At 57.6% G+C, this 12,797-nt stretch carries 13 protein-coding genes; 5 read left to right on the forward strand and 8 right to left on the reverse strand.

The genetic code is table 11. The annotated features are described in order from the left end of the window. Window positions 1-35: 35 nt before the first annotated feature. From ACP151_RS04325 to ACP151_RS04335, 3 genes are all read right to left on the reverse strand, one after another. The gene (locus tag ACP151_RS04325) at window positions 36-848 is read right to left on the reverse strand and encodes a flagellin (RefSeq protein WP_424977633.1); all 813 of its coding nucleotides are present in this window, start codon (window positions 846-848) and stop codon (window positions 36-38) included. Between the two features lie 201 nt (window positions 849-1,049). Next, entirely contained in the window at window positions 1,050-1,409 is a 360-nt protein-coding gene (locus ACP151_RS04330) for a flagellar biosynthesis protein FlgN (protein ID WP_424977634.1), read from the reverse strand. Beyond that, entirely contained in the window at window positions 1,402-1,695 is a 294-nt protein-coding gene (locus ACP151_RS04335; protein ID WP_424977635.1) for a rod-binding protein, read from the reverse strand. Before ACP151_RS04335 ends, ACP151_RS04330 begins: the two co-directional genes overlap by 8 nt. A 127-nt stretch (window positions 1,696-1,822) precedes the next feature. Here ACP151_RS04335 and ACP151_RS04340 point away from each other — a divergent pair, with 127 nt between their 5' ends. From ACP151_RS04340 to ACP151_RS04350, 3 genes are all read left to right on the forward strand, one after another. Beyond that, window positions 1,823-3,508, forward strand: coding sequence for a flagellar hook-length control protein FliK (locus ACP151_RS04340; protein ID WP_424977636.1), 1,686 nt, complete (start codon window positions 1,823-1,825; stop codon window positions 3,506-3,508). A gap of 4 nt (window positions 3,509-3,512) precedes the next feature. Continuing rightward, window positions 3,513-4,202 carry a flagellar hook capping FlgD N-terminal domain-containing protein gene (locus ACP151_RS04345; RefSeq protein ID WP_424977637.1) on the forward strand — a complete coding sequence of 230 codons (690 nt, stop codon included), beginning with the start codon at window positions 3,513-3,515 and terminating at the stop codon, window positions 4,200-4,202. Between the two features lie 118 nt (window positions 4,203-4,320). Next, window positions 4,321-5,127 carry a phosphotransferase gene (locus tag ACP151_RS04350; protein ID WP_424977638.1) on the forward strand — a complete coding sequence of 269 codons (807 nt, stop codon included), beginning with the start codon at window positions 4,321-4,323 and terminating at the stop codon, window positions 5,125-5,127. Here the strand turns inward: ACP151_RS04350 and ACP151_RS04355 are convergent. The 5 genes from ACP151_RS04355 to ACP151_RS04375 all read right to left on the reverse strand — a co-directional run bounded on the left by ACP151_RS04355 (window position 5,100) and on the right by ACP151_RS04375 (window position 10,445). Then, window positions 5,100-6,419 (reverse strand): FAD-dependent oxidoreductase, encoded by a 1,320-nt coding sequence (locus ACP151_RS04355; RefSeq protein WP_424977639.1) that lies wholly within the window; start codon window positions 6,417-6,419, stop codon window positions 5,100-5,102. The genes ACP151_RS04350 and ACP151_RS04355 overlap by 28 nt on opposite strands. Further along, entirely contained in the window at window positions 6,419-7,234 is an 816-nt protein-coding gene (locus tag ACP151_RS04360) for an ABC transporter permease (protein ID WP_424977640.1), read from the reverse strand. The genes ACP151_RS04355 and ACP151_RS04360 overlap by 1 nt, the downstream gene beginning before the upstream one ends. Next, the gene (locus ACP151_RS04365; protein ID WP_424977641.1) at window positions 7,231-8,112 is read right to left on the reverse strand and encodes an ABC transporter permease subunit; all 882 of its coding nucleotides are present in this window, start codon (window positions 8,110-8,112) and stop codon (window positions 7,231-7,233) included. Before ACP151_RS04365 ends, ACP151_RS04360 begins: the two co-directional genes overlap by 4 nt. Then, window positions 8,112-9,239: an ABC transporter ATP-binding protein gene (locus tag ACP151_RS04370; RefSeq protein ID WP_424977642.1), complete on the reverse strand. Its 1,128-nt coding sequence runs from the start codon at window positions 9,237-9,239 to the stop codon at window positions 8,112-8,114. Before ACP151_RS04370 ends, ACP151_RS04365 begins: the two co-directional genes overlap by 1 nt. Before the next feature lie 117 nt (window positions 9,240-9,356). Then, on the reverse strand, window positions 9,357-10,445 hold the full coding sequence (locus ACP151_RS04375) for a polyamine ABC transporter substrate-binding protein (protein WP_424977643.1): 1,089 nt from the start codon (window positions 10,443-10,445) through the stop codon (window positions 9,357-9,359). Window positions 10,446-10,587: 142 nt separating this feature from the next. Between ACP151_RS04375 and ACP151_RS04380 the strand changes: the two genes are divergently transcribed. Together ACP151_RS04380 and ACP151_RS04385 are read left to right on the forward strand one after the other, a co-directional pair. Further along, the gene (locus tag ACP151_RS04380; protein ID WP_424977644.1) at window positions 10,588-11,274 is read left to right on the forward strand and encodes a GntR family transcriptional regulator; all 687 of its coding nucleotides are present in this window, start codon (window positions 10,588-10,590) and stop codon (window positions 11,272-11,274) included. 66 nt (window positions 11,275-11,340) lie between these two features. Next, a complete protein-coding gene (locus tag ACP151_RS04385; RefSeq protein WP_424977645.1) occupies window positions 11,341-12,735 on the forward strand; it encodes an aspartate aminotransferase family protein in 1,395 nt (464 codons plus the stop codon). Window positions 12,736-12,797: the final 62 nt, after the last annotated feature.

Here is a 12,797-nt window from a genome sequence, read left to right on the forward strand (position 1 = left end):
AGACCGGGGCGCCATCAGCGCCCCGGATCAGGCTGTTAGCGGAACAGCTGCTGCAGAGTGGATGGCGACTGGTTCGCGATGGTCAGCGACTGCACCGCCAGCTGCTGCTGTGTCTGCAGCGCCTTCAGGCGGGCCGAGGCTTCTTCCATGTTGGTGTCGCTCATGGTGCTGACGCCGGACTTCAGCGAGTCAGTCAACTTCGAGACAAAGTCGTTCTGATCTGACAGGCGGTTCGATGCCGAACCAAAGGTGGCTGCGTGTCCAATGGCGTTAGTCAGTGCCAAGTCAATTTCAGTAGTAATGGCAGCAGCGTTGGTGTCATCGAGACCGAGGTTAAGCTGGTCGATGATGTCTGCCACAGAATCGACACCCAAAACTGTGATCGTATCCGCCGATGGATCCAGGCCACCCAACACATCAAGCTGTGTAGTGACGTTTGCCGAGTCCAGCAAGTTTGCGCCATTGAAAGATGCCGAATCGATGATCGACTGAATGGTATCCCTCTTCTGAACCAAATCAGCATCAATTTGGTTATGGTCGACGTTCTGCGAAACACCGGCAACAACCAGTTCGCGCATTTCCTTCAGGGTTTCAACGATCTGCTCCATACCGGAAGACGCAACGGCGACAGTTGCCTCACCAAAATCCAGAGCGTCTTGGACGGATTCGTACGCACCAATGTCAGATTCCATGGACTTGGAGATGGCCCAGACAGCGGAGTTGTCTTTTGCCATCCCGACCTCTTTACCGGTCGAGATCTGGTTCTGGGTGTCTTCCAGGCTGTTGTTCACAGTTTTCAGAGTCTGCAGAGCAACCATTGCGCCGTTGTTGGTCAGAATGCTGGTCATAGCTTTTTCCTTTAGCTTCGGGCCTTTGGCCCCTGATTTACTTGCCCCACGGGGGCGCTGTGTGACGTCTTTCTGACTGTGCGTTCCGCCGTCCGGCTTCCGCGCCACCCGTTATCAGGTGCAAGGCGACTTTGGCGCAGTAGTTGCTAAGGGAGTGCTAATGGCAGAATTTGGTTTTTTAGAATTTTCCCCAAATTGCGATCACGCCCGTTTTTCCAGCTTGGCTCCGTTGCGGGTGCCATAGCGGGTTCTGCGCCCGGATTGGTCGTAGACGTCCAGGCCTTTGCGGATACGCCGCAATTCGGCCATCCGGGTTGCGACCGAGCGAATTCCTTGCATGGCGCTGTCCAGAAGGTCTTGATTCCGGGTCAGCTTGGTCTGGACCAATTCCAGTGGCTGGCGCTCCAATTCGGATATCGAGTTCAGCTGCCCGATGATCTTCTCTTTCCTAGCCAGTAGGTTCTCCATCTTTTCAAGATTGCCTGCCACCAGGGCAGTTCGTTCCTGATCGAGGATCTGGTCCAGCTCATCGATGAGCTGCTGGGGGGCTGTGTTACTCACCTTGGGTCTCCTTCAAAGCATGATAAAGTGATTCGGCCAGGCCAATGCCGCCGGAGCGGGCAATCTGGTTGGCTTGTTCGCGGATCAAAAAGCTGGAGAACTGTTCTTCGCCTGCGCCGCCTCCAAAGGCTTCGCTGGATTCTCCCAGACCTGCAGACTTCAGCATTTCCGCAAGAAATGAGGCTTCCAGTTCGATCGCGGCTTCCCTCAAGGGGTCTTTGTCAGCAGGCCGTACGGGCGTGGTTGCAGGCAATGCCTGGGGCGGGGCAGGTAATATTTCTGGCATGTCCGGTTCTCCGGTTGTCTCTCGAATTCCATCGAATTTTCTGAGACTGCGCTAGAACCGGTTAAAATTACCGTAACCGCTTTGCGTTAGTGCTGTTCCTGTCGAGATAGAATGTCTGGAACAGAACATGATGATGAATTCGATCCTTGGTGTTGAGCCCGCCGCGGCTGGGAAAGTCCTGTCTTCTCCAGTGGGAAGTCAGAAAAAAACCAGTGAATCCAATGAATTTTCGGATTTCATGGCTGCAGAGACTGAACGAAGCACGCCTGCCGGTGAAGAGTCGGAAACTGCGAGCGAATCTGTTGCCGAAAATGCGGAAGATGAGGTTTCAGAACATCCTGCACAACCTTCAGGCCTGAACGAGAACGTAACGGAGGAAGCTGTCCAAGTGGTGGAAGTTGCTGTGTCTGAAACCACTTCAGACACAGCGTTGGAAATTCCTGAGCAGGCTCAGGTCGTCGCAGAGGAAACCGCAGATAGTCTCGCTGCGCAATTGGCCGGTAGTGCTGATGTGAATGAGGCCGCGCGAAACAAAGAATCAGTCGGCTCCGTCAAGAACGAGAAAGTTTCCCGGTTTGATGCACAGCCTGTCAGGGGAATGCAGGAACCGGGTTCAGACCTTGGCAATCTGCCGGAAAAAGGCGTGTCTCCCCGCGAAGGCCTTCCCGGTGAAGGAGTGAAACAGGTTTTGGCAGCTGGTAACGCGGCAAGCCATGCTGAGGGTCGAGTGAACGAAGGCAGTCAAACGAAGCCCAAGAACATTGGGGTAAGCGAGTCGCGTGTTTTGCCAAGCCCCGAGGCTGCAGAGAACGGAGCCACTGAAACAACGAAACCCTCCAGAGGGAGCGGTGAAGGCTTAGTGGCAGCAGGGCAATCGGCAGCAGCCCCCAAAGCGCAAGTTGCAGAAGCAGGGAGCTCGAGAGAACCCAAGTCTTTCAAAACAGAGGGGGCAGGCAGCACCAATACAATGTCCGCTGCTCCGAATGAACGCGCAGTTGAGCAAATCGCTGCCCGGCAGCCGGACGGCGTGGCCCGTACAGCTTCTTCCAGCGTCCTCGCTGCAGTGCAGTCGCTGGCGGCTGGCCACTCTGCAAATCAGGAAAAATCTCATAGGGCAGAGCTTGGAGCTGCCGGTGTAGAGGTTTCGGAGGATGCGGCGGCTGAAGCCCTTGTCGAGAAGAAATCTAAACCAGCCGGAGCTGGCGGGCAGGTTGTTCAAACCGCGCTTCCGTCTCAGGCTGCGCAGCAGGCTGCAACAATTTTCCAGCCTATGCTGGCAAGCGGCGAGGCTCTTGCCGAAACTGGCCCGCACACCCTGTCACTTGGCCTGACAGGAGAAGCACCGGGGTTGAGCCAGCTATTGGCGGAAGCCTCTATCGGGACGCAAGCGGCGCACCGGCCGGAATTGCCACGGATGATCGCGTCGCAGATTGCCGAAGCTTTTGCAGCCAAGGGCGAGCAAAAGGTGGAAGTTAGCCTGAACCCGCAGGAACTGGGGCAGGTCAAGATGCGCGTGGTGACCAGCGAAACGGGCATCACAATGATCATTCAGGCAGAGCGTCCTGAAACCAGTGATCTGATGCGTCGGCATATCCATGAACTGGCGGAGGAGTTCCGCCGCATGGGGTATGAGGATATCTCGTTCGAGTTTAGCGGGGGGCAATCCGGCGGTGACAATGCCGACGAAAATGCAGATGACGGAACCGGACAATCTGCCGGTGTGGTTGGCTCTCAGTCTGGGGACGAGACTGCTGGCACGCAAGCAACACAAAATCTCCGGCTTGGAAGCGCCGGCGTAGATATGAGGGTCTGAATAAATGACAACAGCAGTAAGTTCGGCGGCCAGCTCCGCCGCGCAATCCAATCTCCCGCCAGCAGCTTCGCAGAAAACGTCTGGGCTGACGTCGGACTTCGAGACATTCGTAAAAATGCTCACAGCACAGGCGACCAATCAGGATCCGCTTCAGCCGATGGATTCGACTGAATATGCAGCGCAGCTGGCGCAATTCTCAATGGTTGAACAGCAAACACATACCAACACCTTGTTGGAAGAACTGCAATCTCAGCTTGGTCTGTCCACCATGGCGGCCAGCATGACTGCTCTGTCCGGTTGGGTGGGCATGGAAGCCCGCGCTGTCGCTCCTGGGTATTTTGACGGTACCAACCCGATCACCATTGCACCAAACCCGGCTGCAGCCGCTGATTCCGTGACGCTGGTTGTCAGGGATTCCAACGGAACAGAAGTTCAGAAAATTGACCTGCCAGTGTCTGCCGACCTGTATGAATGGGATGGCCTGGATAGTGATGGGACTCCTTTGGAAACAGGTGAATACATCTTCTCGGTCGAAAGCCACGAGGGCGACGATCTGCTGCTTGAAGAATACGCCGAGATTTACTTCAAGGTGAACGAAACCCAGATGCAAGGCAGCGAAGTGGGGCTGGTTTCTGAAGGCGGTTCAGTGGTTCTGGCGTCCTCTGTCAGCGCGCTGCGCGACCCAAAGGGCTAATCCTGTTGTAGGCGCAAGCGGAAAAACTGTTTAAGAGCAGGGCGGACTAACACCGGAGGCCGCCCTGCAACTGCCGTCTGATCAGTTTGAAGCCCGTTTCTTTGCACATTTGTCCGCAATGGGTTTGCATGTGCCGGCCCCTCGGCGGTTAACCGGAGGGCGGTCCAATCATGTCTGGCGTGCAGGCGGGCTGGTAATCAAACTCTACGCTGCGGATGGCTCCAACCCGTTGTTTGCCAATGACCCGGCCCGGGAAAGCGCGGTTCTGACGGCCCTGTCGGGAACCGGTATGGTGCCGCCGTTGGTGCAGACCGGGGTTTTCGAAGGTTGGAGATGGTTAAGCTACGCTCATGTCAACGGTCAGCCCTGGCAGGAAAACACCGGACATGTGGCGCGGCTGCTGGGGCGATTGCATGACGTCTCACCGCCGCCGGGGCTGCCGACCGGCGTGAATGGCAGTATTGCGTTGGAGATGCAGACCATGGGCATTCTGAAGTCCTGCAAGGATCGGGAAGTATTGACTGCACTACGTCCGCTGGGGCGGATTCCGCCAGTACGGCAGTTACAGCTCATCCATGGCGACCCTGTGCCGGGTAATCTATTGGCGCATGACGGCACTCTGACATTGATCGACTGGCAATGTCCGCAAATTGGCGATCCGGCAGAGGATCTGTCGCTGTTCCTGTCTCCGGCGATGCAACTGATGTACCGGGGAACACCACTGTCGAAGGCGGAAGAAGACAGTTTTTTGAAAGCTTACCCTGATCCGCGCATTGCCGGGCGTGCGCTGGCGCTGCAACCCTGGTTCCACTGGCGCATGGCAGCATATTGTCTGTGGCGTGCTGAACGGGGTGATGAGAAAGACTGGCGGGCCTATGAGCTGGAATGTACGGCGCTTCAGTCGGTCAGGCCAAGAAACGCATAGGCTGGCGGCATCAGAACCCGCCGGCCCCGGCCAAAGGGGAAACGCGCCATTTTCTGCACTACCGGAGAGTATGGGAGCTCTGGCGTTCGCCCTTGTACAAGATCACTAAGCAGCCGACCGGAATAGCTGCCCATTGCCACACCGTTGCCGTGATAGCAAAGACCAGCGAACATGCCGGGGTGGCCTGGCACCGGGCCGATAAAAGGTACCAGATTGCGTGACAAGCAGACCATGCCGGACCAGCAGTGGGTGGTTTCCACAGATTTCCAGGCTGGGAACATCGCGTCAAAATCCCGCCGCAGCTTGCGCCGGATGCCAGCCTCGGCCTGTGGTGAGGCGAACAACCCGCCGCGCATTCCGAACAGGAACCGCTTGTCCGGCATCAGGCGGAAATAGTGCAGCAGATTGCGGGTGTCATAAGCCATCTGGTGCGAGAACCAGCCCTGCGCCTGCAACTCTTGCTCTGACAGGGGGCGGGTAACCATAACCGTGGACTGCGTCGGCATATACCGCCCGGCAAGCCAGTCTGGCAGGTTCTCGGAAGAATAGCCATTGGTGGCGATGATCACTTTGGACGCCCGCAACACTCCGTTGTTCGTCTCTATTTGATGCCTGTCGCCGACCTGCCTAACGGCCAGGGCGGCGCTGCGCTGAAACAGCCTTGCTCCGGCCTTCTGCGCGGCGGCGGCCAGGCCGAGCAGGTATTTGCGTGGGTTCAGGGCAAAGCCTAACGGCGTTGTCAGCGCAGCATGAAAGCTACCATTCAGCCCCTTGTCCTTTAGCTGATCACGGGTCAGGAAATCGGGTTCTTCCCCCTGCTGCCGCATCGCTTCGGCTTCAGCCGAAAGATGGGCTGCCGCTTTTGCGCTGTGGGCCAGCTGGGTTTCACCCTGTGAATGGGTGTCGGCATCAATTCCGTGGGTGTTCAGCAGGTCCCGCACCAGATGCACTGCTGCCTCTTCACTGGCGCCATAAGTGTCAGCGGCAGCTTTTCCAAAGAAGCGGCGCATGCTGCTGGCTGAGAGCTTTGAGCCGCCAAGGCAACAGAAACCGCCATTGCGACCCGAGGCGCCCCAGCCTGCTGTCTCCGCTTCAAGCAGTGCAACCGAGACCCCAGACTCTGCCAGATGCAGGGCGGCTGACATCCCGGTGAAACCGCCGCCAATAATGGCGACATCGGCCTCAGCTTCGCCGTGCAGCACCGGCCAGTCCGGTGCTGCAATGGTCTCATCCCACCAGCAGTTGCTGCGCGGTCTGGGGCCATAGGCGTAGTCAGAGAAGATCCGGCGCATCAGTTGCGCACCGCTTCCATCTCCTCGCGCTTCTGCTTTGCCACCTGATGTTTGGTCACCAGCGAAGCGGTGATGACACCGACAGTGACAATGGCAATCATGATCGTCGACAGCGCGTTGATTTCAGGGCTGACGCCCAGGCGCACGGCCGAGAAGATCTTGATCGGCAGGGTGGTGGCCGACGGACCTGAGGTGAAGGAAGCAATCACCAGATCGTCCAACGACAGGGTGAAGGCCAGAAGCCAGCCGGAAATCACTGCAGGTGCAATGATCGGCAGGGTGACCAGCCGGAACGCTTCGGATGCCGAGCAGCCCAGATCCAGCGCGGCTTCCTCCAGCGACCGGTCGAAGGTCACCAGGCGAGAGGACACCACGACTGAGACATAACACATGGCAAATGTTGTGTGGGCCAAAACGATGGTAAAGACGCCGCGGTCCAGCCCGATGCCGATAAACAGCAAAAGAAGCGACAGGCCGGTGATCACCTCTGGCATCACCAGCGGTGCATAGATCATGCCTGAAAACAGTGTTCGCCCCATGAACCGCCCGCCCCGCACCAGCACATAGGCTGCGATGGTGCCCAGCACTGTCGCGATAGTAGAGGAGAACACGGCGACCTTGATCGTGACCCAGGCGGCATTCAGGAATGCCTCGTTCTGCATCAGCTCGCCATACCACTTGGTCGAGAACCCGGCCCAGACAGTGACCAGCTTGCTTTCGTTGAAGCTGAAGATCACCAGGATCACCATCGGGATGTAGAGGAAGGCAAAGCCCAGGGTCAGCGATACCGCGTTGAACCAGCTCAAACGTTTCATTGCTCTGCCTCCTGCTGTTTCTGCTGGTTGCGCTGGAACAGCACGATCGGGATCACCAAAAGCAGCAGCAGAACCACCGCCACCGCAGATGCCACCGGCCAGTCGCGGTTGGAGAAGAACTCCTCCCACAGAACCTTACCGATCATCAGTGTGTTGGAGCCGCCGAGCAGCGAGGGGATCACAAACTCACCCAGCACCGGAATGAAAACCAGGAAGCTGCCGGCGATAATGCCGTTTTTGGACAGCGGAATGGTCACCAGCCAGAAGGCAGAAAGCCGCGAGCAGCCCAGGTCTTCGGCAGCTTCGATCAGCGATCCGTCCAACCGCTCCAATGCCGAATAGACCGGCAGGATCATGAAGGGCAGATAGGTGTAGACGATGCCGATATAGACTGCAGAGTTGGTGTTGAGGATGGTCAGCGGTTCGGAAATGATCCCGGTCCACAACAGAAACTGATTGAGGAAACCTTCGTTCGACAGGATTCCCATCCATGCATAGACGCGGATCAGGAAAGAGGTCCAGAACGGCAGGATCACCAGCATCATCAGGGTAGGGCGCCACTCTTCGGGGGTTCGGGCCATACCATAGGCCATCGGATAGCCCACCAGCAGCGTCAGGAACGTCGAGATGAGCGCGATTTTCAGCGAGCTCAGGTAAGCTTTCCAATAGAGGTCGTCTTCGGTCAGGAAGATGAAGTTTTCGAAGTCCAGCTCAGAAAAGAAGGCGCGGATGCCTTCGGCCCAGTCGAATTGGGGAAAATAGGGCGGGCGGGCAATGGCCGCATCCGACAGCGAGATTTTCAGGACGATGACAAAGGGCACCAGGAACAGTGCCAAAAGCCACACGTACGGGATGGCAATCAGGAAATACCGGCGCATCAGTCTGCCAGCAGAACGCCTGCCGTGGCGGTCCAGGACAGCCAGACAGTGTCTTCCCAGGTGAACGCGCGGCGGGCGATGCGGCGGGTGTTCGCAGCCTGTGCCTTGATCACCGCGCCAGTCGGCAGCTCCACATGATAGGTGGAGATATTGCCAAGATAAGCGATGTCGAGGATTTTACCCTGAACGGCATTGTCCGCGGTCTCAGGCTTGACGGCGCTGATCGAGACTTTCTCAGGCCGGATCGCCAGTTGGCACTTTTGCCCGTCGGAAAACCCGTTGGGCGACTGCACCGCGAGCGGCTCATGACCTTCGTGCCAGGACATCGCATAGCTGTCGCTGCCGTTGGGTTTGGCAGTGCCTTCGATGAGGTTCACATCGCCAATGAAGTCAGCCACATAGACAGAGTTCGGAGTTTCATAGATCCGGTCCGGTGTGGCCACCTGTATGATCTTGCCGTGATCCATAACCGCCACGCGGGACGCCACTGTCATCGCCTCTTCCTGGTCATGGGTCACGATCACAAAGGTGGTGCCGGTCTTTTCCTGAATGTCCATCAGCTCAAACTGAGTTTCCTGGCGCAGCTTCTTGTCAAGCGCACCGAGCGGTTCATCCAGCAGCAGCAGCTTTGGATGTTTTGCCAGCGAGCGTGCCAGCGCAACCCGTTGGCGCTGACCGCCGGAGATCTGATGCGGTTTGCGACGGGCGAATTGCTCCAGCCGGGTCAGCCGCAGCATCTCTTCGACGCGGTCGTTGATGTCGTGCTTGGGCATCTTTTCGCGCTTCAGGCCAAAGGCGATGTTTTCCCAGACTGACAGATGCGGGAACAGCGCGTAGGACTGGAACATCATGTTCACCGCGCGCTTGTTCGGCGGCACCGGGGCGATATCCTGGCCGGCCAGGTGAATGGTGCCTTCGGACGGGGTTTCAAAGCCCGCCAGCATCCGCATCAGCGTGGTCTTGCCGCAGCCAGACGGCCCCAGCAGGGCGTAGAATTCTTTTTCGTAAATGCCGATGGTCAGATCGTCGATGGCGGTGAAATCGCCATAGCGTTTGGTGACGTTCTGGAAGTGGATCAAAGGCTTTGCCTCTGGATCGTTCCAGGGTTCGAAAGCGGAAGTATTCAAGCCGGGCCTCTTCTGCGATGCGTCGCGCGAATGTCTCGGAGGGCCGCGCGTGGTATTCTCCAGGCGCGTCAGGGTATGCGGGGCATCAATGACGCCCCGCAGGTCATATGCGGCAGATCAAGTGCCGGATTTTACCTTGGTCCACATGCGGGTGGCCTTACGCTGTACTTTCGCCGGATAGCTTTCTTTGATGTACAGGTTCTTGACGGTTTCTTCGCTCGGATAGATCGCGGGATCACCGATCACATCTTCTTCCAGAAACTCCTGGGACGCCTGGTTTCCATTGGCGTAGTAGACATAGTTGGACGCAGCCGCCATGTTCTGGGCGTCCATGATGAAGTTCAGGAACTTGTGGGCGCCTTCCGGATTCGGAGCATCGACCGGAATTGTCATCTGATCGAACCACATCAAAGCACCCTCCTTGGGTGCGTTGTACTCGATCTCAACCCCATTTTCCGCTTCCGCGGCGCGGTCACGAGCCTGCAGGATGTCGCCGGACCAGCCAAAGGCCACACAGATGTCACCATTGGCCAGTGCGTTGATGTATTCGGAGCTGTGGAACTTGGTGATGTGGGGGCGCACGGCCATCAGAACCGGTTCCGCTTTGGCAACCACATCCGCGTCCATGCTGTTGGGATCTTCGCCGATGTATTTCAGTGCGGCCGGGATCATTTCATCCGGGGCGTCCAGGAAATGCACGCCGCAGCTTGCCAGTTTTTCCATATTGGCCGGGTTAAAGAGCAGTTCCAGCGAGTCGATCGGGGCATCATCGCCCAGGGCTTCCTTGACCTTGGCGACGTTCACGCCGATGCCGGTCGTACCCCACATATAGTTGATGGAGTATTCGTTGCCGGGGTCATACAGGGCGGTGCGCTCCTTGACCGCGTCCCACATATTGCCGGCATTTGGCAATTTTGAAGGATCTAGTTTTTGGAAGGCGCCGGCCTGAATTTGGCGCGCCATGAAAGAGCCGGATGGCACCACCACATCATAGCCGGATCCGCCTGCCAGCATCTTGGTTTCAAGAACCTCGTTGCTGTCGAAGACATCATAGATCAGGTCGATGCCGGTTTCCTTTTCGAACTTTTCCAGCAGGCCTTCGTCGATATAGTCGGACCAGTTGTAAACGCGCACTTCCTCAGCAGATGCGGCTGCGGCCGTGCCCAGTGCAACGACGGCGGTCATGGTCATCGTCTTAAGTGTCATGAATTTCTCCCTGTGCGTGCCGGTTTCGAAGTCCGGCTGTGGTGGGATTTGATCAAGTTTTGCTCTGTCGGGCAATACTCTTTATGTTTTCACTTGCTCAAAACTGGTGCAAGCTGCCCAAAATCGAGGAGGAAAATCCCAGGTGACCGAGACCACTTCACCGCCCGCAGCGGGGCAGGAAAGCCCGGCCAAACTGCCCGCGCATGAGATCGTTTATCAGAAACTTAGGGCGCAGATTCTATTTGGCGAACTGGTACCCGGACAGGCGGTCACTATTCAGGGGCTGGTGGAGACGCTGGGCGCCGGAATGACACCAGTGCGTGAGGCAATCCGGCGGCTGATTTCGGATGGGGCGCTGATTTTCCAAGGCAATAGGCGGGTGTCAGTCCCTCTGCTGGGACCGCAAGACTTGGAAGAACTGATCTTTGCCAGACAAACAATAGAGTGTGAGCTGGCACGCCGGGCGACATCTCAGATTGGGGTCGCTGGTATTGAGGAGCTGGCCTCCATCGATAGTGCGCTCGACAAAGCCATCGCGACCGGCGACGTGGCGGGATATCTGGTGCAAAATTACAGCTTCCACACGGTGCTCTATTCCCATGCCGGCGCGCCTATTCTCAGTGACATTGCCGACCGGCTGTGGCTGCGTTTTGGACCGTCATTGCGCGTGGTTAGCGGACGCCTCGGAACCCAAAGCTTTCCGGACCGTCACAAGGACATCCTGGATGCGCTTCGGAAGAAGGACCCGGAAATGGCGGCATTGGCGATGGAGCGGGACGTCTGTCAGGGCATGGAGCACGTGGTTGAAGGAGTTAGGGACGCGAACTGATTCGATTGACTCCTGATAATTTGATCATATTCTGGCGTCAGTCAGTTATTCTCAGGAGCGTGTCCCATGACCGTTATCACCAACCACATGCCGACGGCTGAGCTTCAGGCGCTGGACGCCGCCCATCACATGCATCCCTTTACCGCCAACGGCGAGCTGTCGCAGAAAGGCGCGCGCATCATCACCCGTGCTGACGGCGTGCATCTGACCGACAGCGAGGGGCACCAGATCCTGGATGCGATGGCGGGCCTTTGGTGCGTCAACATCGGCTATGGCCGCGACGAGCTGGCCGAGGTTGCCGCCCGCCAGATGCGTGAGCTGCCCTATTACAATACGTTTTTCCAGACCACCCACGTGCCTGTCATTGCGCTGGCTGCCAAGATTGCCGAACTGGCACCAGGCGATCTGAACAATGTGTTCTTTGCGGGCTCCGGATCCGAGGCGAACGATACCAACATCCGCATGGTGCGCCATTACTGGGCGCTGAAAGGCAAACCGTCGAAATCCGTCATCATCAGCCGCAAGAATGCCTATCACGGTTCTTCTGTTGGCAGCGGATCCCTGGGCGGTATGAGCGGCATGCACGCCCAAGGCGGCATGCCGATCCCGGATATTCACCACATTAATCAACCCAATTGGTGGGCTGAGGGCGGTGACATGCCGCCAGAGGAATTTGGCCTGCAGCGTGCGCGTGAATTGGAAGAGGCGATCCTGGAATTGGGCGAAGACCGCGTCGCGGCTTTCATTGCCGAGCCGGTGCAGGGCGCAGGCGGTGTGATTGTCGCACCGGACAGCTACTGGCCGGAAATCCAGCGCATTTGCGACAAGTACGAAATCCTTCTGATCGCAGATGAGGTGATTTGCGGATTCGGGCGCACTGGCAACTGGTTTGGCAGCGAAACCCTGAACATTCGCCCGGATATCATGACCATCGCCAAGGGGCTCAGCTCCGGGTACGCACCCATCGGTGGTTCAATCGTCAGCGACGAGGTTGCCTCGGTGATCGCGAGCGACGAATTCAACCACGGCTACACATACTCGGGCCATCCGGTGGCTTGCGCTGTGGCGCTGGAGAACCTGCGCATCATGGAAGAGGAGAACATCCCGGGCCATGTGCGTGATGTGGCCGCGCCTTATCTGAAAGAGAAATGGGAAGCGCTGGCTGATCACCCGCTGGTGGGCGAGGCCAAGATCGTGGGCATGATGGGGTCCATTGCACTGACCCCCAACAAAGCGACCCGCGCGGTCTTTGCGTCGGAAGCGGGACATGTCGGCTACATTTGCCGTGAACGCTGCTTTGCGAATAATCTGATCATGCGCCACGTCGGCGACCGCATGATCATCTCTCCGCCGCTGGTGATCACGCCTGAGCAGATTGACGTGCTGATTGAGCGTGCCGTGAAGTCGCTGGATGAGTGCTATGCAGAACTGAAAACGCAGGATCTGCTGCACAGCGCCTGAACATTTTACCCAATGCCGCAGATGCGGCGTGTTTTCCGACGACTCGACCAGGCCTGGCATGT

Source organism: Leisingera sp. S232, assembly GCF_049800895.1.
GTDB lineage: Bacteria > Pseudomonadota > Alphaproteobacteria > Rhodobacterales > Rhodobacteraceae > Leisingera.